Annotated in this window: 20 protein-coding genes and 1 pseudogene; 8 read left to right on the top strand and 13 right to left on the bottom strand. The window is 71.5% G+C overall.

All coding sequences use genetic code 11. The annotated features are described in order from the left end of the window. Nucleotides 1-9: 9 nt before the first annotated feature. On the bottom strand, nt 10-1,692 hold the full coding sequence (locus EAO73_RS25965; RefSeq protein ID WP_147974005.1) for a carboxylesterase/lipase family protein: 1,683 nt from the start codon (nt 1,690-1,692) through the stop codon (nt 10-12). 88 nt (nt 1,693-1,780) lie between these two features. Between EAO73_RS25965 and EAO73_RS25960 the strand changes: the two genes are divergently transcribed. Beyond that, nucleotides 1,781-2,761: a MerR family transcriptional regulator gene (locus tag EAO73_RS25960; protein WP_191134224.1), complete on the top strand. Its 981-nt coding sequence runs from the start codon at nt 1,781-1,783 to the stop codon at nt 2,759-2,761. 35 nt (nt 2,762-2,796) lie between these two features. On the opposite strand, the gene EAO73_RS25955 is transcribed toward EAO73_RS25960, so the two are convergent. The 3 genes and pseudogenes from EAO73_RS25955 to EAO73_RS25945 all read right to left on the bottom strand — a co-directional run bounded on the left by EAO73_RS25955 (nt 2,797) and on the right by EAO73_RS25945 (nt 4,291). Next, entirely contained in the window at nt 2,797-3,180 is a 384-nt protein-coding gene (locus tag EAO73_RS25955; protein ID WP_147974003.1) for a hypothetical protein, read from the bottom strand. 55 nt (nt 3,181-3,235) lie between these two features. Next, nucleotides 3,236-3,956 (bottom strand): annotated as a pseudogene (locus EAO73_RS25950) (3-keto-5-aminohexanoate cleavage protein). Between the two features lie 56 nt (nt 3,957-4,012). Then, nucleotides 4,013-4,291, bottom strand: a complete 279-nt coding sequence (locus tag EAO73_RS25945) for a hypothetical protein (RefSeq protein ID WP_147974002.1) — start codon at nt 4,289-4,291, stop codon at nt 4,013-4,015. Nucleotides 4,292-4,473: 182 nt separating this feature from the next. Between EAO73_RS25945 and EAO73_RS25940 the strand changes: the two genes are divergently transcribed. Both EAO73_RS25940 and EAO73_RS25935 read left to right on the top strand, forming a co-directional pair. After that, the gene (locus EAO73_RS25940) at nt 4,474-5,343 is read left to right on the top strand and encodes an alpha/beta fold hydrolase (RefSeq protein WP_147974001.1); all 870 of its coding nucleotides are present in this window, start codon (nt 4,474-4,476) and stop codon (nt 5,341-5,343) included. Nucleotides 5,344-5,545: 202 nt separating this feature from the next. After that, nucleotides 5,546-6,568: a right-handed parallel beta-helix repeat-containing protein gene (locus tag EAO73_RS25935; RefSeq protein WP_147974000.1), complete on the top strand. Its 1,023-nt coding sequence runs from the start codon at nt 5,546-5,548 to the stop codon at nt 6,566-6,568. On the opposite strand, the gene EAO73_RS25930 is transcribed toward EAO73_RS25935, so the two are convergent. Then, nucleotides 6,561-7,271, bottom strand: a complete 711-nt coding sequence (locus EAO73_RS25930) for an MBL fold metallo-hydrolase (protein ID WP_147973999.1) — start codon at nt 7,269-7,271, stop codon at nt 6,561-6,563. The genes EAO73_RS25935 and EAO73_RS25930 overlap by 8 nt on opposite strands. Nucleotides 7,272-7,300: 29 nt before the next feature. Continuing rightward, nucleotides 7,301-7,846: an isochorismatase family protein gene (locus tag EAO73_RS25925; protein WP_224756450.1), complete on the bottom strand. Its 546-nt coding sequence runs from the start codon at nt 7,844-7,846 to the stop codon at nt 7,301-7,303. 49 nt (nt 7,847-7,895) lie between these two features. Here EAO73_RS25925 and EAO73_RS25920 point away from each other — a divergent pair, with 49 nt between their 5' ends. Beyond that, on the top strand, nt 7,896-8,348 hold the full coding sequence (locus EAO73_RS25920; protein WP_147973998.1) for a MarR family winged helix-turn-helix transcriptional regulator: 453 nt from the start codon (nt 7,896-7,898) through the stop codon (nt 8,346-8,348). Nucleotides 8,349-8,459: 111 nt separating this feature from the next. Here EAO73_RS25920 and EAO73_RS25915 read toward each other — a convergent pair whose 3' ends face one another. Further along, nucleotides 8,460-9,386, bottom strand: a complete 927-nt coding sequence (locus tag EAO73_RS25915) for a hypothetical protein (RefSeq protein WP_147973997.1) — start codon at nt 9,384-9,386, stop codon at nt 8,460-8,462. Nucleotides 9,387-9,490: 104 nt separating this feature from the next. After that, nucleotides 9,491-9,931 carry a hypothetical protein gene (locus tag EAO73_RS25910; protein ID WP_147973996.1) on the bottom strand — a complete coding sequence of 147 codons (441 nt, stop codon included), beginning with the start codon at nt 9,929-9,931 and terminating at the stop codon, nt 9,491-9,493. 346 nt (nt 9,932-10,277) lie between these two features. On the opposite strand from EAO73_RS25910, the gene EAO73_RS36730 reads away from it, so the two are divergent. Next, nucleotides 10,278-11,894 carry a serine/threonine-protein kinase gene (locus EAO73_RS36730; RefSeq protein WP_224756449.1) on the top strand — a complete coding sequence of 539 codons (1,617 nt, stop codon included), beginning with the start codon at nt 10,278-10,280 and terminating at the stop codon, nt 11,892-11,894. A 106-nt stretch (nt 11,895-12,000) separates the two neighbouring features. Here EAO73_RS36730 and EAO73_RS25900 read toward each other — a convergent pair whose 3' ends face one another. Then, nucleotides 12,001-13,554 (bottom strand): alpha-L-arabinofuranosidase B, encoded by a 1,554-nt coding sequence (locus EAO73_RS25900; protein ID WP_147973995.1) that lies wholly within the window; start codon nt 13,552-13,554, stop codon nt 12,001-12,003. Between the two features lie 537 nt (nt 13,555-14,091). On the opposite strand from EAO73_RS25900, the gene EAO73_RS25895 reads away from it, so the two are divergent. Then, the gene (locus tag EAO73_RS25895; protein ID WP_147973994.1) at nt 14,092-14,631 is read left to right on the top strand and encodes an O-acetyl-ADP-ribose deacetylase; all 540 of its coding nucleotides are present in this window, start codon (nt 14,092-14,094) and stop codon (nt 14,629-14,631) included. Between the two features lie 224 nt (nt 14,632-14,855). Here the strand turns inward: EAO73_RS25895 and EAO73_RS25890 are convergent, their stop codons facing one another. Then, the gene (locus EAO73_RS25890) at nt 14,856-15,563 is read right to left on the bottom strand and encodes a helix-turn-helix transcriptional regulator (protein ID WP_224756448.1); all 708 of its coding nucleotides are present in this window, start codon (nt 15,561-15,563) and stop codon (nt 14,856-14,858) included. Nucleotides 15,564-15,627: 64 nt separating this feature from the next. Here EAO73_RS25890 and EAO73_RS25885 point away from each other — a divergent pair, with 64 nt between their 5' ends. Next, complete coding sequence (locus EAO73_RS25885) at nt 15,628-16,359, top strand: alpha/beta fold hydrolase (RefSeq protein ID WP_147973993.1); 732 nt, start codon at nt 15,628-15,630, stop codon at nt 16,357-16,359. 41 nt (nt 16,360-16,400) lie between these two features. Here the strand turns inward: EAO73_RS25885 and EAO73_RS25880 are convergent, their stop codons facing one another. Continuing rightward, entirely contained in the window at nt 16,401-16,790 is a 390-nt protein-coding gene (locus tag EAO73_RS25880) for a VOC family protein (RefSeq protein WP_147973992.1), read from the bottom strand. Between the two features lie 31 nt (nt 16,791-16,821). Continuing rightward, nucleotides 16,822-17,472, bottom strand: a complete 651-nt coding sequence (locus EAO73_RS25875) for a CatB-related O-acetyltransferase (protein ID WP_147973991.1) — start codon at nt 17,470-17,472, stop codon at nt 16,822-16,824. Nucleotides 17,473-17,712: 240 nt separating this feature from the next. Here EAO73_RS25875 and EAO73_RS25870 point away from each other — a divergent pair, with 240 nt between their 5' ends. Continuing rightward, nucleotides 17,713-18,291, top strand: coding sequence for a TetR/AcrR family transcriptional regulator (locus EAO73_RS25870; RefSeq protein ID WP_147973990.1), 579 nt, complete (start codon nt 17,713-17,715; stop codon nt 18,289-18,291). Nucleotides 18,292-18,324: 33 nt separating this feature from the next. Here the strand turns inward: EAO73_RS25870 and EAO73_RS25865 are convergent. Continuing rightward, the coding region (locus tag EAO73_RS25865) for a hypothetical protein (RefSeq protein WP_318153284.1) at nt 18,325-18,882 on the bottom strand (558 nt) is incomplete at its 5' end.

The following is an 18,882-nucleotide window of genomic DNA, read 5'->3' as shown; positions in this document are numbered from 1 at the left end:
CGCCGGGTTTCACTCCCGTACACCGGCCCAGAAGGCGCAGTGGTGCGCGTCATACGCGTCGACGGCGTGGATCGCCCCGGGCCCGGGAGCCAGCGACAGTACGGGGCCCGTGGTGCGCAGGGCCGGCCAGTGGGGAGCGCCGGGTGTGTCCGGGTTCCCGGAATGGGCGAAGGAGGCCCAGTAGTCGATCATGCGGTCGGACAAGGTGCTCTGTGCTTCGGACAGGGGCTGTTCGGTGGGCACGGAGGAGAAGAGGTAGGGCAGTTCGAAGCCGTGCGCCGCCCCGTAGGGGAGGTCGGGGTGCGCGGGGAGGCCGCTCAGGACGGGAGCGTCCGGGTCGTTGAACTCATAGCCGTAGAGCGGCATCCGAGGCGCCTTCGCGCTGATGTCGCGGGCCGCCCGGAGTGTGGTGCAGGCCAGGGAGCGGTCGGTCAGCGCGGCGGACCAGGCCAGCGCCGGGCTCGGGTAGCGAGCCGCCGGGTAGTGCGAGGCCACGGCGGCGCCGGCCGGGCCGAAGGTGTCGTCGAGGCGGGCCCGGTAGTCCTTGTCGGTCCGAAGGGGGTACGCGGCGAGTGACTGGCCGACGAACATCCGCATCTCGTCGTGGTTGGTGCCCTGGAGCAGTGGCACACGGTGGAAGCGGCCGGCGGCGAGAGCCTCGTCCGGTGCCGTGGGCAGCAGCCGGTTGCCGACGGCGGGGCGGTTGAAGGACTGCATCAAGAGTGCGGTGGCGAGGCGTTCCGTGCTCTGCTCGCGCAGGCAGGCGAGTACCCGGGCGTCATCGTTCGCCGTGCAGCCGAGTTGTCGCGCGGCCTGGACTCCACCGTCCTGGACGTCGTGTTCGGTGGCGAAGGGCTCGTACGCCGGCGTTCCGGGGCCGAGGGCGCCCGGCGGGAACGACATGTGGCAGGAACCGCTCTGCAGCACCGCCCGCCGGAAGAGACCGGCCGCGCCCGGGGAGGTGAGGTGCGCGCAGACGCTCAGGGCCCCGGCGGACTCCCCGAACAAGGTGACCGCACCGGGATCGCCGCCGAAGCGCGCCGCGTTCGCCCGTACCCAGCGCAACGCGGCCTGCTGGTCGGCGAGGCCGAACGGCACAGCGGAGCCCAGAGCCGGGTGACCGAAGTAACCGAAGACGCCGAGGCGGTAGTTGACCGTGACGACGAGGGCGTCACCGCGTACGGCCAGCCGCTCGGCCCCGAAGTCACCGCCGGACCCGCCGAGGAACGCCCCACCGTGCAACCACACCAGTACCGGGCGCCGTTCACCGGCGGCCGGGCGTGCCGACGGGACGGTGACGTTGAGGTAGAGGCAGTCCTCGGAACCGTTCACCCCGTCCGTGCCGGGCATCGGCATCTGTACGCAGCGCGGGGCGGGGGCCGTGGCGTCCCGCACTCCCGGCCAGGACGGCGCCGGAGCCGGCTCCTGCCAGCGCAGGCGGCCGACGGGCGGCGCGGCGTAGGGGATGCCGTCGAAGGTGAGGTACGAGCCGTGGGCGGCGCCCCGGACCAGGCCGTGGTCGGTCCGTACGACGGTTCCCGTGCGGGCTTCGCCGACGCGGGGCGGCAGGGCGGCCGCGGTCGTGACGGACACGGCCGTGACGGCGAGCAGGACGGCCAGGCGCAGCAGGCGAAGTCCGTGCGTGCGCGGGCCGGCCGGTCCGCGCGGACGTGGTGGTGGGATCGAGGACATGCGTGCTCCTGTGTCTCGACGGTCCGGGCCTGAGGCGGCCGGTGCTCAGTACGCTAGGAGCTCCCGCGCGCTGGAGGTTCAAGGGTCTGTGACGCACCGCACATGGAGCATCGGTGAACTCGCCGCCGCGACGGGCATCACGGTGAAGACCCTGCGCTACTACTCGGACAGCGGTCTGCTGCCGGTGGCGGAGCGCAGCAGCGGGGGCCACCGGCGCTACGGCCCGGAGGCGTGGGAGCGGATCGCGCTGATCAGGCGTTTGCGGGCGCTGGAAACGCCGATCGCGTCCATCGCGCGCGTCGCCAGTGGAGAGCAGGCCCTCGGTGATCTGGTGGCGGCGGAACTCACCTCAGTACAGGAGCAGTTGACGCAGCTGCAATGGCGGGAGGCGACCCTTGGCGCCCTGGACGACTGCGCGGACGGCGAGCGGCTGAGACGCCTGGAGATCCTCGCCCGGGTGCAGCGGCTTCCGCAGGCGCGGCGAAGTCTCACCGATCACTGGTACCGCGAGCTGCCCGCGGAGATGCCGAAGCGGCGGCTCGACCTCATGGTCGCCATGCTGTCGCCCGAGCCGTGGCGCGATCCCTCGCCCGCGGCGGCCCTGGCCTACGCCGAGATCCATGTCCTGGTGTCCACGCCCGGCTTCACGCGCTGGACGGGGGATCACGCCCAGGAGATGCGTGACGCACCCGCTTTCTACGGCGAGATCGACGAGGCGGCCGCCCTGACGGCCGCTGCGGTGCGGGAAGGGCTGCGACCGGGCCCGGGGGCGGCGGTCAACGCGTTCGTCTCCGCCCACGCGCGGGCTCGGAGGGAGTCGGACACCCCGGCCTTCCGTCGCTTCCTGCACACACTGGTCTCCAGGTCGTCGGGGTTCGACCCCCGTCTGCGCCGGTACTGGGGGTTGCTGGACACCGTCACCGGAGGGCGCTCCCTGAACATGACGGCGGCCCACGCCTGGCTGACCGAAGGGCTGAGCCTTTCGATCGCCGCCGCCGAGGACCCCGCGCACGGTTCCGCGGAATGGCCTCCACCCGCGCGGAAGGCCCACCGGGGACCAGTGGCATAACGGCTCCGTCGCCGTCCTGGGGTCGCGCCGGCCGGTTACTCCTGCGCCCGGCGCATGAGTGACAGGAGGGTCCGGGCCGGAGACGAGTCCGGGTCGAAGAACTGGGTGGACAGGGCGGGCGGCACGGCCGTTCCCCGCATGCGGACCTCGTGGCATGTGAAGCAGAACGCCGCCTCGAACAGGGCCTCGCCGAGGTGTTCGTCGTAGGCCCGGACGCTCCAGCCGGGCGCGAACCCGCAGCGGTGCTGCTCGCTGCCGGGCAGGCTCGCCATCAGCGACAGCGCGGTGCTGACGTCGTTTCCGGACCAGTGGGCCACCACCGTGCCGGGGTAGGGGTCGTCCCGCCCGGCGGGAAGGCCGGAGAGCCGGACGACCTCGATCAGCGCGGCGTGCTCTACGGCCTCGGCGGGGAGTTGCATGTGCGTAGTCTGCCCGGCCCGGAATTGACTGCGCTCCCCCTGTCGGTGAGTGGGGTCAGGATGCGCGGCGGATGATTGCGCGCGCCGCGCGGACGAGGGACGCGTTGTCGGCGGCGGGTTCGCCGTCGGGGAGGTGGAGTGCGTCTTCCAGACCGATCCGTGTGTCCAGGTGGCGGGCTGCCGCGAGGCGCAGGGACGGGCCAGGCGCCCGCGTCCTCGCCGTGAAGGAGGATCGGTGCGGCGGCCGGCCGGAGCCGCTCCAACAGTTCGGACGCCGCGTGGAGCGCGTCCTGCGTGGTGGTCTCGGTGATCTCGGCCAGGACGCGCAGGACCCGGCGGGATCCGGGCCATCCAAGAAACCGTTCGGCCGCGTCGGTGCCGGAATAGACGCCGGCTTCGACGCCGATCCCCCGGTCCAGCAGAGCCTGGGCCACCTCGGCGGCGCCGTCCTCGTGCCAGTTCACCGAGGCATGGTCGGGGAGCACGCTCCAGGACCGGACCTGTGCGACACGTACGTACGGATCCGGAACAGCCCACGCACCTGTGGTGACCCCCACTGCGGTGCCCGGCACCGCGGCCCGCACCGCGTTCACCGCAGCGGCGACAACGGTCGCTTCCAGCGTGTCCCGCGCGTCGCTGTCCTTGGGGTGCAGATGGATGTCCACCGCACCAGCGGCAACAGCCTCGCGGGCAGCCGCCGCCAACTCGGCTGCGGTCACCGGAAGATGGGAACACGCGGCGCGGCTGCGGGCGCCGTTGAGGCAGACCTGGAGCATGCCGCCATGATCGCAGACGACGGGTCAACGTCCCGGCAGGCCGCGTTCCTCGGGTCTTAGGCGTGCGCCTTGTGCGGGGCGGCGTGGTGTGCGGGACGGTACGTGGTGTCGGCCGCGAGGCGCCGCAGGGACACGGCGGCCGTGACGAGGAGGCCGGTGAAGACCGCCAGGAGAAGGGCGGAGACCCACATCTGACGGCTTCCGGGGGCCTGCCAGCCGGTCCAGACGACGGACGCCGCCCACAGCAGCGCGCCGACGGCGTAGAAGGAGCGGGCGCGGTGGAGCTGCCGCAGGGCCCGCAGGAACTGGATGCGCTCGGTCTTCTTCGGTGCCATGCGCACCCGTGTACCCCGATGTGACGCGCTCATCGGACATCGGACCAACCGGGTGACCGGGAGCCCGTCGCCATGGTGTCCACGTTGTGCGTACGCACGCGATGCCCGTGTACGCGTACGACAGGGCAAACCGACGCACGTCGCACCGATGAGTTCCGGGGGCGGGGCAGGTCTGTACAGGCATGAAGACCTACACACTCGAAACTCCCGGCGCGGACCTCGTTTACGACGTGCGCGGCCCCTTGCCGGCCACGGACGGACGCCCTCCGCTGTTCATGATCGGTTCGCCCATGGACGCCTCCGGCTTCGCCACGCTCGCCGCGCGCTTCCCCGAGCGGACGGTCGTCACGTACGACCCCCGTGGTCTCGGCCGCAGCATCCGCAAGGACGGCCGGGTGGACCACACTCCGCAGATCCAGGCCGATGACGTGCACGCCGTGGTCGAGGCCCTCGGGGCCGGGCCGGTCGAGATGTTCGCCAGCAGCGGCGGAGCGGTCACCGCGCTCGCGGTCGTGGCGGTGTATCCGCAGGACGTGACCACCCTGGTGGCGCACGAGCCTCCGCTGATCACCCTCGTCCCGGACGCTGCGGCGGCGGTACGGGCGCGGGCGGCCCTGCGGGACACGTACGAGAAGCAGGGGTGGGGCGCCGGGATGGCGGCGTTCATCGCGATGACCTCGTGGGAGGGCGAGTTCACCGACGCGTACTTCGCCCAGCCGGCGGCCGACCCCACCGCGTTCGGGATGCCCACCGAGGACGACGGCTCACGGGACGATCCGCTGCTGTCCGACCGGTCGTGGGCGGTCAGCGACTTCCGGCCGGACGTGGACGCGCTCGCGGCCGCGCCGACCCGGGTGGTGATCGCCGTGGGTGAGGAGTCCCGCGACGTGCAGACGGGCCGCACCGCGGTGGCGACCGCCGGACTGCTCGGACAGCCGGTCACCGTGTTCCCGAGCCACCACGGCGGTTTCTGCGGAGGGGAGTTCGGCCACCCGGGGAAGCCTGACGAGTTCGCGCGGCGTCTGCGCGAGGTCCTTGAGGGCGCCTCGTAACCCGATCCGCAGGTCCTGTGCGGCCCGTGTCCGAACCGACGGATCGCACCGGCCGCACAGGATCGAACCCCCGCCGGCCAAGTCATTTGGCCCGGCTGCCCCTTGACGCCCACTCTGGTCCAGTCCAATCTTGGCACCCGTCGCACTGTTGTGTCCCTGTCAAGACGGTGACCCTTGCGGTTGCCGGTCCGGAGGTGCCGTCATGTTCCAAGTCCTCTCCCCCGCCGGCCGGCCCGCGCGTCCGGCGCAGCGCGCCGCTGTCGCCGTCGCGCTCGTCGGCGCCGGTCTGCTCGGCATGCCCGGAGCCGCGTCGGCGGACGTCACGCCCGGGGTCTCCGCCGGGACCACGGTGCGAGTGACGAACGGCAAGGAGCTCAAGGCCGCGCTGGCCGCCGCCGTGCCGGGCCGGACGATCGAGCTGGCGGACGGCTCCTACTCGGGGAACTTCAAGATCACAACCGGCGGCACGGCGAGCGCGCCGATCACCCTGACCGGCTCACGTGCCGCGGTGCTGACCACCCCGTCGGGAGGCGGCAACGGCATCCAGCTCACGAGTGCCCCGTACTGGGTGATCAAGGGCATCACCGTGACCGGCGGCCAGAAGGGCATCATGATCGACTCGTCCGACCATGTCGTCGCGGACTCGGTGGAGATCCACCACACGACCATGGAAGGCATCCACTTCCGGACGTCGAGCAGTTACGGGGTGGTCAGGAACTCCTCCATCCACGACACGGGCACGTCCGGCAACGGCATGGGCGAGGGCGTCTACGTAGGGACGGCGAACACCCTCACGGACGCCAGCGACCACGTCCAGATCCTCGACAACCACATCGGCCCTCGCGTCGGCGGCGAGAACATCGACATCAAGGAAGGCACCACCGGGGGCCTGATCTCCGGGAACGTTTTCGACGGCGACGGCCTCACCGGGGCCAACTACGACGACTCCTGGGTCGACATCAAGGGCAACGGGTACACCGTCGAGAACAACCGGGGCACCGGCACGACCAATGACGGCTTCCAGACGCACACGCAGAACCCGGGCTGGGGCTGCGGCGCGGTGTTCCGCGGCAACACCGCGGACCTGACCGGCGCCACCGGCCCCACCCGGTTCGCCATCGACGTCACCCACTACGACCCGTCGGACTGCCCGGTCACGGTTACCTCGGACAACCGGGTGACTGGAGGCGCGGGGCTGGTGAACCCGGGCATCCCCGTCAGCTGACCGAACGGACCTCCTCACTCAGCCGGGACGGCGAGACGCGCCAGGGAGCGCCGTGGCCGGGCAGCACCCAGGAGGCCGAAAGCCCGGCGATCCGGTCCAGCGACGCGAGGGCCTGCTCGGGGTCGTCGGTGAAGGGCGCAGGCTGGGGACCCGTGCGACCGGTCAGGACATGCCGTGTCGTCAGGGCGTCCCCCACGAAGACCGCGTCGGCCACCGGGACGTGCACGGCCACGCTTCCCGGGGAGTGCCCCGGCATGCCCACGATCACCGGGCTGCCGGGCAGATCCAGCACATCGCCGTCCGCGATCTCGGTGACCTCACCGACATAGCGGGGGCGCAGCCCGTTCTTGCGGAGCGCGTAGCCGAGGAAGCCGAGCGACGGCCCGGGGCGCATGGGTCCGGCGGCGACCTTGGGCTTTTTCCCCGTACGGGCCCGGAGCGCGTCGGCGGCGTGGACGAACACCGGGACGCCGTGGGTGGTCCGCAGGCGTTCGGCGAAACCGATGTGGTCGGAGTCGCCGTGCGTCAGCACGACCCCGCGGATGTCGTCGGGAGACTTTCCGAGGGAGCCGAGCACACGCCGGAGATCCCGCCAGTGGCCGGGCAGTCCGGCGTCGATGAGCGTGATGCCCTCGTCGGTGTCGATGAGGTAGCACGACACGATGTCGTTGCCCAGGCGGTGCAGATGGGGTGCGAGCTTCATGCGGCCTTCTTCCTGAGGTACTTGCGGGGTCAGCTCACCAGGGCGTGCAGGGCCGTGATGACGGAGCGACCGGTGGGGTCGGTGAAGTCGCGGACCATGTCCGTGGCGAGGCTCGCCACCGAGGTCACGATGCCGCCCGCCGCCTCGATTTGCCGGAACGCCGCCTGCTCCGTACGTTCCGACATCCCGCCGCACGCGTCGACCGGCACGATCACCTCGTATCCGTCGGCCAGGGCGTCGAGCGCGGTGTGCAGGACCACGATCTCCGAGGTCACTCCGCAGAGGACCAGAGTCCTGCGGCCGCACGCGCTCACCGCTTCCCGCCAGGGCCGGTCGTCCCAGCAGGACGGTCCGCTGCGCACGTACGGGGATGCCGCGGGGAGTTCGGCGATGACGGCGGGGCCGCCGGGTCTGGGCGCGGCCGACACGCTGAACGGGATGTCGAGCGCTCGGGCGACGGTGCCGAGCGCCCCGGCCGAGCACCGAAGGGCCGTGGGGCTGTTCGTGCGGCTCAGGGCCACGATGCTGTCCTGCAGGTCGGCGAAGACCACATGCACGGTCTCGGGATCTGTCATCGTTCCACCCTCGAATCATTCACAGTCTGAATGGTTTGAGGAAGGTAGCATGCTGTCCGTGAACGACGTCAAGTGGTCCGAGACCCTCAGCTTCCGCCTGGGCGCCCTGGGCGCGATGGTCGCCGATCAGTACGCGCAGGCCCTCGCCGAGCTCGGCCTGAAGCCCAAGCACGTCGGGGTACTGGGCGTCCTCGATGCGGGGCTGGCCGCCTCACAGCTGGAGATCGCCAGGCTGATGCGGGTGGCACCCAGCCTCGTCGTCTCGCTGGCCGATCACCTGGAGTCCAAGGGCGCCATCAAGCGGCTGCGTGACCCGGCGGACCGTCGCCGCCAGATCCTGAGCCTCACCGAGGAGGGCCGCGAACTCCTCGGGCAGTGCACGGCGAAGTCGCTCGCGCTCGACGCGCGGCTCGACGCCGGCCTCACCGCCCCTCAGCAGACCGCGCTCCGCGAAGCGCTCGGCCGCCTAGCAGTGTCCTACGGGCTTCCGGGGAGCGCGTAACGGTCCCCCGGGTTCCGCCGAAGGTCGCCGGCGCACCCTGTTACGCCTTCCGCGCTCCCGGCAGACGGGAGATGCGGGCGCCGCCCCGGCCGGGGTGGCGCCCGCCGGGGTTCAGCCGACGCGCAGCGTCAGGGCCGCCGTGTGCAGCGTTCCCCCGGTCCGGAACTGCAGGAACAGCCGCCAGTTGCCCGCCGTGGGCAGCTCGGCATGGAAGGACAGGTCCGGGCCACCGTGGTCCCCGTTGACCTTCGTGGTGGGGTGCAGGTGGGCGAACGCGGTGTCGCCCTCGTGGAAGGCGGTCAGGTGGGCGTAGGTGTCCAGGTAGGGCTGCAGATCGGTGACCGGCTTGCCGTCCTTGGCGACGGAGACGGTCAGCGGGTGCGCCATGCCGGCCATCGGCTCGCCCTTGACGGTCACGGTGTATCCGTCGACCTGAGTGCTGCCGGCCGCTGCGGGCAGCGGCGTCCGGGTGGCCCCGCCCGGCACGGTGACCGTGCGGCCGAGCACGAAGTCCTTGCCCTTGCCGGCCCCGCTGTCAGGGGTGAAGGAGGCGAACATGCGCCAGGACCCGGGGGTCAGGGAGGCGAGACCGGCGCTCCAGGTGCCGTCGGCCGCCATGGTCGGGTGGAGGTGCTGGAAGCCGGTCAGGTCCGAGCGGATGGCGTAGAAGTGCATCCGCTTGGTCTGGTCGACGGCGAACCGGGTGACCGGCTTGCCGTCCGGGCCGGCCACGGCGAACCGGTACGCGGCCTGCTTGCCCGCCGCGAGGGACCGGTCGGAGGAGGTGAGGCGGTAGCCGTCCTGGTTGCCGGACAGGCCGTTGCCGCCGGCCGCGTGGTCCATACCGGGCATGTCGTCCGTGGAGGCTGTCGCCCTCGGCGAGGAGGCCGCGGAGGACGTGCCGCCGTGGTCCATGCCGGGCATGGACGAGGAGTCGCCGGACGACCCGCAGGCGGCCAGCGTCAGCGCGAGGGTGGCAGCGGTTCCGGCTGCGGCCAGGGCGCGGCGGCGCAGGGTGAAACGGGAGGAGAAGTTCATGGGATCGCGATGTCTTTCAGGGCGGGCGCACCACATCAATGGCGCGCGGGAAGGGCAGGACATGGTGCCGGTCCCGGCCGGTGGCCGGGGACCGGCGGCGCCTGTCACGTCCGCGCGATACACACCCGCGTCACGAGATCCCGCCCGCCCGCCGGCGGACCGCGTCGCCGCGTCCCGTTGACGGCCGCCCGCCAGGCCGCCGACGCCCATCCGGCCGACAGCGCGGCGGCGAAGGCGAGAAGGGCCGGGGCCGGCAGCGGGTTGCGCTCCGGGGCCGGCGTGGACACGCACAGCGCGCCACGCATTCCCGCACCGTCCCCGGCCCGGAAGACCGGTGCACCGTGCACGGTGTCCTGCATCTGCGCCGGGGCCATCGCCGAGGCAGTGTGACCCTGCTGCGCCGAAGCGGCCATGGAGGGCATCGCGCCGTGGCAGCCCTCGGCGGCGGTGGCGGGAGCGCCATGCATCAGGAAGAGGCCGAGCAACAGCACGCACACGGCAGCCAGCCGGGTGCTGCCCGGCCTGCCCGCCGCTCCGCCACTCATGCCCGAATCCTCGCTTCCGCCTCGCGCCCGCCCGAACAGAATACCCCTGAGGGGTATCGTACAGCCTGAGCGCCTGCCCGTCGGCCAGTGCATTGAGCCCCCCTGCCCCCTGAATACCGCGACAGGGCCTCGCGCCGCTTCCGGCGGAGGACGGACGAGCCGCCGTCCGCACGGAGGCATCCCGCCACTTCGCCGGTCAACTCGGCCAAAAGCATGCACAGTTCGAGTTCCGTACGTGACGATGCAGAGCGGTCGGGTCGAGTGCGACGCGACCGCTTGGGCTACGGCTTCCCCGTGACGGGGAGACAGGTGGGCACGGGGCATGCGGTGGGGTGGGGCGGAAGCGGTGCGTCCGGGCCAGCGGGTCGGACGGTTCACCGTGCTGGCCGAGCTGGCGAGCGGTGGCATGGGGCGGGTGTACCTGGCGCGGTCACCGGCGGGGCGTACGGTCGCGCTGAAGACGCTGATCACGAACAACGCGGACGACCGGCGCCGGTTCGCCCGAGAGGTCGCGTGCGCGCAGCGGTTGCACGGTATCTACACGGCGAGTGTCGTCGATGCCGATCCCACGGCGGAGGTGCCGTGGATGGCGCAGGAGTACGTGCCGGCGCCTTCGTTGAAGGAGCTGGTGGAGGACTGCGGCACGCTGGGAGCGGACGCGCTGCATTGGGTGGGCGCGGGTATGGCGGAGGCGCTGGCGTCCCTGCACTCGGCAGGGCTGGTGCACCGGGACATCAAGCCGTCGAACGTCCTGCTGCCCGTGGAGGGACCGCGCGTCATCGACTTCGGCATCTCGCAGGCGCACGACCTGACCCGGACCCAGTCGGCTCTCGGCACCGTGGCGTACGCGTCGCCGGAACAGGCCCGGGGGGAGCCGACCACGGAGGCGTCCGACGTGTTCTCGCTGGGCGCGACGCTGCACTACCTGGCGGTGGGGAGGCCGCCCTACCGGGACATCGAGGAGATCTCGGCCCTGGAGCTGCTGATGCGCGCGGCCACCGGCGACACCGATGTCTCGGGTCTTCCGCCCGCTCTGGGCGCCCTCGTTCTGCCCTGTCTCGCTCTGGATCCGCGGGCGCGGCCCACGCCGGCCGAGCTGGTCGCCCACTGCGCCGGACACCTCGGTGAGGGGCCGTCGGCCCGCGGCGACGGGGGTGTGCTGGACGCCCGGTGGACCGCGGCCATCGAGCGACACCGCGCCGAGCGCACCGATGCCCTGCGTGCGGCGATGCGCCACGTCGGCGCCACCGGCCCGTCCTCCCGGTCCGGGCGCAGCGGACCGGACGAACCCACGCAGGCCGTGGCAGGTGTTGCCGGGACGGTACGCCTCCCGGGCCCACCGCCCACCGCCGCCTCCGGACGGGGCCGGCGGGTGCGGTGGGCCGTCGGTGGGCTGGTCGCGGTCGGCGCGTTGGCGGGCACGCTGCTGGTGCTGAACCCCTGGGACGGGTCCGGCGACGGGGGTGCCAAGGGCGGTGCGGTAGCCCCGGACCAGCCGGTGCGCTTCCTCGAAGTGGAGCGCGAGCAGCCTGGGGCCTGCCCCGGCAGCGGGGCCTCCGAAGCCACCGTCTTCGGGACGTCGCAGCCCGGGGTGCCCTCGGGTCGCGGCTTCACCTCGGACGACCGGCAGCAGTGCGTGGTCGTCTCCACCGCGCCCGGCATGACGGTCAACAGGTTCAGGGAGGTCTCGGCGTTCGAGGAGACGGAGGAGGGCGCTCCGGGCGGATGGTCGGTGCGGGTGACGTTCCAGGACAAGGACGCCAAGGCGTTCACCACCCTGACCGGCAAGGTGACGGGCCGGACCGAGCCCACGAACTCCCTGGCGATCGTCCAGGGCGAGGGCCGGCTGCTCGCCAAGGTCGCCGTCATCGGCCGCATCACGGGCAGTGAGGTCGTGATCGCGACCAGACTCGGACGCAACGAGGCGCAGTTCCTGGCCGACGTGCTGGGGGCCCGCTCCTGAACCCCGGTGGGCGAACGGTCCAGGGCGGAGCCGGCGCCCCGGCGGCGTGCGGCTCCTCGTCGCCGGTGGCACACCCGCCTGCGCGCGGTGTGCCACCGGTGAGCGGTCAGGACCAGGGCTGGGCGGTCAGCCAGGAGGTGTCCTCGCTCCACAGGGCGTCGCTGTCCCAGGTGTTGCCGCCGACCCCGTCCCCCGCGAGGTACCCGGTGTAGGAGTAGTGGCGTATGAAGCGGTTGGGATAGTTGGCCGACTGGAAGGAGTAGCCCTGCCCGCTGTGGCCTGCCTGGAGGCAGAAGGTGGCGTCGCGGTTGAACAGGGCGGTGGCGTCCGAGGCCGCGGTGCGGAGCTGGAATCCGGCGTGGCGCAGATACTGTCCGGGGGCGCCGGCGGATTCGAAGGACAGGCAGGCGGAGTTGGCCAGCCCGGCGCGGACGATCCAGGTCGCGTCGTTCTTGTCACCGCCGGAACTCGCGGCCGTGATCGGCGAGATGGCCACGGTGCCGTCGGCCTGGTGGCGCAGGTAGTCGGCGTTGCAGCAGGTGGTGGTGGCCTTCAGGGAGACCCGCGCGCCCGGGGTGAGGGCGCCGGCCGTGAGTGCGGGCGCCTGGTAGTCGGCGGCGGTGATGTTGGCCTGGACCGCGTTCTCCGTGGCGTCCGTCGGGTAGCCGGAGGTCATGACCCCCTCGTAGAAGGTGCCGCTGGAGGACTTGCTGTTGTCGCCGCCGATGCCGAGGATGATCGCGCCCTCCTTGTGCATGGGGTTGTATCCCTGGACGTTGGGCCGGGCTCCGCTGTAGTACGTGGACAGGCCGCCGGACTGGGCGTTGCCGGCTTTGATGGCCCACAGGTTCGGGGCACCCTTGACGATCGCGGTCAGGAAGCGGTGGCTGACGCTGGGATCATTGGCGTTGTAACCGGCGTTGGGACCCGAGAAGAGGCCGTTCTCCAGGTCGGCCATCACCCAGGGACCGCTGCCGGTGCCCTTCCCCCAGATCGTGCTGTCGCCGAAGTAGATGGCCTCCATGTGGCCGTTGCCGGTGTCGAGATTGTTCGTCTCGGCGTTGCCGTAGTCGAAACAGCACCCTCCGCCGAAGTGCGTCCCGTCGAGGACGGCGTACATCCCCTCCGGCTGGTCGCCGGTGGCCACACCGTTGGTCTTGTTGTTGCGGTAGCCGGTGCCGGCGGCGACGTATACGCCATAGGCCCGGTGGCCTGCCACGGTGACCGGGGCGGCAGTGGCGGGGGCGAGGTTGTCGGGGCCGGGGGCGGCGCCGCCCCCGGGCGCCTGGGTGAGGCTGTTGCCCCGTCCGGACTGGTCGTGGATGACGGTGATCACGCAGGTGGTTCCGGCGCAGAAGGCATCCTGGGCGCCGGCATCGGCATAGCCGCCGGCGCTCAGCAGCCCGATGTCCTTGGTGGCGTTGTCGGACGCCCGCCGGACCTGGTAGAGCGCGCCGTTGTACGCACCGTAGAGGGCGCGGGTGGTCGAGTGGGCGGCCACACAGGGCGTGCCGCCGGAGGCGTAGAGATCACAGGGCCCCTGCGTGGCGGCCTGCGAGGACGCTTCGGTGCCGACCAGGAGGGCGACAGTCAGCACGGCGGTGGTGCCGGTGGCGAGAAGGCTGCGCCGTGCGTGGCGCAGCCAGGTCTGAACGGTCAAGGGTGGGCTCCTTGCTGGTGCGGGCCATTCCGGCACGCCGCCGATTGTTAGCGCTAACAATTGCGACCGCGAGCCGACCTGGAGACATGGGCGGGATGTGCGGCCTGCTTGTGCGGCCGGGCATCACTATGGAGACTTGACGTGACCCAGTCAAGCCTTACGACCCAGTTCCTTCCGGGTTGCCCTGCGCCCCGCACGGCGACAAGTCGGCGCACCATGCCCGGTGTTATCGCTCACAGCGCCGCACTCCAGGCCACGAACCGCGTGTTCCGCACCTCGACGTTCGACGGCCCCCGGCAGCCGCTCCTGCAGGAACCCGCTCGTCGGCGCAGGCTGACCGCAACGGCCGGGAATCTGCGTCCAGGGACGAGATACGGCCGTTCTTCACCGGGTTCGGGCAGCGGCACGCGGGGGTCTCGCTCCGGCGCGCGGCACCTCACCGGCCTGACTTCGCGCTGCGGTCCCCCACCGCCTTCCGGTGCAACTCAGCGCGCACAGGCGCTCATACGGAGCGACGAACGACGGCATGATGGCCGCATGAGCACACCTTCCGCGGTCCCGGTCACCCTTGTGCAGGGGGACATTACGCAGCAGTCCGTCGACGCCATCGTCAATGCCGCCAACTCCTCCCTGCTCGGGGGTGGCGGGGTGGACGGCGCGATCCACCGGCGCGGCGGCCCCGAAATCCTGGCCGCCTGCCGCGAGTTGCGCGCCTCGCGCTACGGCAAGGGACTGCGTACGGGCCAGGCCGTCGCCACCACGGCCGGCAGGCTCGACGCCCGCTGGGTCGTACACACGGTCGGCCCGGTGTGGAGCGGTACCGAGGACCGTACGGCCCTGCTGGAGTCCTGCTACCGCGAAGCCCTGCGTGTGGCGGCGGAACTGGGGGCGCGAACCGTCGCCTTCCCCGCGGTCTCCACAGGAATCTACGGCTGGCCGATGGACGACGGGGCCCGCATCGCCGTGCGTACGATCCTGGCGGAGGCCACACCGCCGGTCGAGGAAGTACGGTTCGTCCTCTTCGACGCGCAGGCCCACCTGGAGTTCAGGAAAGCTCTGGCTGAGGCACTGGGCTGAGCCCGGGGTGTCGATCGGCGGGGCGTCCAGACGGCCGGCCACCGCAGCCCGGCCACGCCGCGTGGAGAATGCCGGGGAACCTGGTGAGCCGACGCGTCCGGTGCTCCAGGAAGGTTCGATGCGGATTCCCGGAGGTCCCGGCAGCCCCGCACAGTCGCGCCGAGAACCCGGCCGGGCCCGTCGTCGCCACCCGCCGGGCCCGCCTCGGACGTTGACCGGGTGGATCAGCCTCCGTCACCGAACGCCGGCCGGGCGTTCGGCGGGGGGACCCCGACCTCGTCAAGGGTGTGGCCGTCGCAGGCGATCCGGGTCACGGCGGCCTGCTCGATGCGGGACACCATGAACCAGCGCATGGCGTTGCGCAACCGGCACCAGCCGACCAGGTACCACTGGCTGTTCCTGAAGGCGAACATCACGGGTTCGACATCGCGGCCGGTCGTGATGGCGTCGCCCGATGTGTAGCGGATCCGGAGCACCCTCTGCTCGGCCATCGCCTCCTCCAGCGCCGACTTGTTGGCGCGCGACCTCAGCGGGGGCGCGTCGACCCAGACGCGGCGCGCCAGTTCCTCGGCCTTCGCTCGGGTCCTGGGGTCGAGGACGTCCACGATCTTCCGCACCCCGGCCGAGGCCAGATCGGCGTACGGGGCATCGGCCGCTGCGGAGACTGCGGCCAGAAGGGCCACCGCCTGGGCCGGAGTCAGGCTGACCGGCGGCAGGGACGCGCCCGTGGCCATTCCGTAGCCACCACCGGGGCCGGGGCGGGACCAGATGGGTGCGCCGCTGTTCTCCAGCGCCGCGAGGTCTCTCTTCACGGTGCGCGTGGACACGCCGAACTCGGCGGCCAGTTGCCCGGCGGTGCGTCCTCGCGCGCCACTGCGGCGCAGCGTCTCCGACAGGGCATGGAGCCGTTCCGCCCGCTTCACTGTCCCCACCCCGAGAAATTCATGACGGAAATGGTGACACACACCTGTCCGCACGAACTGCGAGCATCAGGGCATGACGACGACCACGAACAGCCCGACCATCATCCTGATCGCCGGCCACTGGCTGGGGGCCTGGGCCTGGGACGAGGTACTCGAACACCTGACAGCCGACGACGCGCGTGCTGTCGCGATGACCCTCCCGGGTCTGGACCCGCACGATCCCGACCGTTCGTCGAGGACCCTCGACGATCAAGCGGCGGCCGTCGGACAGGTCATGGCCGAGGCCGGGGTCAGCGAGGACCAGCCGGCTGTTCTCGTCGCTCACAGCGGGGCCAACGCACCGGTCGGCCTCGTTCTGGACCGGCATCCGGAATTGGTCCAGCGGGTGGTGTGGGTCGACTCCGGACCGGTGGCGCCGGGAAGTGTCTTCGCTCCGGACGTGCCGCAGGAGTTGGAAGAGCTGCCGCTGCCGCCCTTCGAGGTCCTCGGGGAGCAGGCCGGTCTCGACGGTCTGAGCCCCGAGGTACTGGAGCGCTTCCGGGCCAGGGCCGTCCCCGAACCCGGCCCCGTGCTGCGCGCGTCCGTGGAGCTCACGAATCCCGCCCGCCTCGGCGTCCCGACCACGCTGGTGTGCTGCTCGATCCCGAGCGCGCAGCTGATGGAGCTGGCCCGCGCCGGGCATCCCATGTTCGCCGAGGTGGCCAACCTGGAGCACCTTGAGGTCATCGACCTGCCCACCGGGCACTGGCCCATGTGGAGCCGGCCCGCGGATCTCGCGAAGGTGATCGCTTCAGCGGCTTCCTGAGCCGGCCGTCCTCCGGGCGACGGGGGGATATCGAAGACAGGCTAGGGCGCGAGGCTGCGTACGACATCGAACTCGTTGCCCTCGGGGTCGGCCATGACCACCCAGCTCCGATCGGGCCCCTGGCCCACATCCATCCGGGTGGCGCCGAGCTTCAGCAGCCTGGTGACCTCGTCGGCGGTACGGGCGTCGACAGGGCTCACGTCGAGATGGAGCCGGTTCTTGCCGGTCTTCGCCTCGGGCACCCGGACGAAGAACATGGTCGGCGGCATCTGCCCGGCCCGCACGGCCTCGGCGGTCGGCTCCCACGAGCCGATCTCGACCGAGTCCTCGCTTCGGTCGAGCACGGTGAAGTCCAGTACTTCGCACCAGAAATCCGCGAGGCGCTGCGGGTCGAGACAGTCGATGACGAGTTCGGTGAACCTGCTGGTCATGGTTTCTCCAGGTGGGTGGTGACCGCGGCGTTCAGGCGCGCGGCAGGGTCGGGGCGGCGGCTTCGAGGTCGTCGACCGTCCCGGACATGAGGGTCCGGATGTGCCCGGTGATGTGCTCGGCGGGCCAGTCCCACCAGGCCAGAGCGAGGAGGCGCGCGATGTCCTCGTCCGCGTAGCGGGTACGCAGCAGCCGGGCCGGGTTGCCGCCGACGATCCCGTAGTCCGGCACGTCCTTGGTGACCACGGAGCCGCTGCCGATGATCGCGCCGTGCCCGATCCGCACACCGGGCAGCACCGTCGCCCCGTGTCCGAACCAGACGTCGTTGCCGACGACGGTGTCGCCGCGGTTCGGCAGCCCGGCGAGCAGGTCGAAGTGGTCGGCCCAGGAGCCGCCCAGGGTCGGGAACGGGAAGGTGGAGGGGCCGTCCATACGGTGGTTGGCACCGTTCATCAGGAAGCGCACACCCGTTCCGAGCGCGCAGAACCTGCCGATGACCAGCTTCTCCGGGCCGTAGTGGTAGAGGACGTTGCGGGTCTCGAACGCGGTGGCGTCGTCCGGGTCGTCGTAGTACGAGTACTCCCCCACCTCGATCAGCGGCGAGGTCACCAGCGGCTTGAGCTGCACCACCCTCGGCTGGCCGGGCATCGGGTGGAGCACGGTGGGGTCGGCGGGTACGGGCATGGCGGGCGTCCTCATCGTGTGCGAGTGGCTGATACGTGGCCGGTGACCGGCCGTTGGTCCGGCAGGGCGTGGGACCACGGGTCTACGCAGCACGTGCCCGCGCCCACGGTGATCACCTCCGCGTCCACGCGCTCATCCCCCCGCAGGCGACACGGCACGTGCCGTGTCGTTCGCTGAAGCGTGCCTGGATCATGGAGTACTTGTCAAGAACGGCACGTGCCGTGCCGCTAGCATGGGAGCATGACTGCCGCCCGACGCAATGGCCCCGCTCTGACCAGAGCCATCATGGAAACCACTCTGGAACTGGGGCAGGAGCTCGGCTACGCGAAACTCAGCATCGAAGCGATCGCCGCCCGCGCCGGCGTCGGCAAGCACACCATCTACCGCCGATGGCCCTCCAAAGGCACCCTGCTGCTCGACTCGCTGCTGTCGCTCAGTGAGTCGACCCTGGACTACCCCCACACGGAGGATGTCGTGGCAGACCTGCGCCAGCAGATCTACGAGGCCATCGACCTCCTGGCCGGGCCATCGTTCCGGCCGCTCTTCCAGGCACTGGTCGGCGAGGCCCAGCACGACCCGGGCGTGGCCGCCGCTCTCAACGAACGATTCATCACCCCTCAGGCGGACAAGACCGTCGCACGTCTGAGGACGGCACAGGCCGAGGGCCGGCTCTCACCGGACTTCGACCTGGACCTGTCGATGGCGCTCCTCTCCGGCCCGCTGTACTTCCAGCTGCTCATCACACAGGAACCGCTCACCCACGCGTATGTCGACCGGGTGCTCGACGCCCTCTTCGCGGGAATGGCGAAGAGGGCGTGAGAGGGTGCAGGGCGGACAGGGCCGCCGGCGTTCTCAGGAGGTGGGCAGGTCCACCTCCGGCTTCAGACGGACATCGGTCACGCTCACGCCCTGCGGGGCGCCGAACGCCCGGACCATGACACCGCCGCCGATGTCGGTGACCTCCAGGGCCAGATGGTCGGCTCCCACGCGCAGGTCGAGTCTCGACACGGGTCTGCCCGCGAAGTTCGGCATGCGGTGGATCCGCGCTCGGGGGTACCGCAGGGTCGTCAGCCTGTCCCGCATCTGCTCGTACGTGGCCGTCACCGTGCCGGAGAACGCCTTGCTGATCCGGAGCTGGTGGCGCTGGGCGGCGCACTCCTCCGCCGGATGCAGCGCCACCGGGTCGGCCGGAGTGGGGGCGAGGGCCGGTGCCACGCGGCCGACGGCGGCGAGGACGTCCGGTTCGCAGCTCTGTCCGATGAGGTCGGCCAGCTCCAGGAATCGCGCCTCTGCCTCATCGGCGCTCGCCACGAACGTGGCTGCCCTGGCAGTCCGTACGACGACGGGGCGGGCGGTGCGGTGAACGGCGGACGTACGAGCCGAGGGGGCGGAAGCGGCGGTGGCGGAGGA

The organism is Streptomyces sp. col6, from assembly GCF_008042035.1.
Lineage (GTDB): Bacteria > Actinomycetota > Actinomycetes > Streptomycetales > Streptomycetaceae > Streptomyces.
The sequence above is the reverse complement of the archived record's forward strand: the minus strand, read 5'-3'. Positions and strand labels throughout refer to the sequence as shown.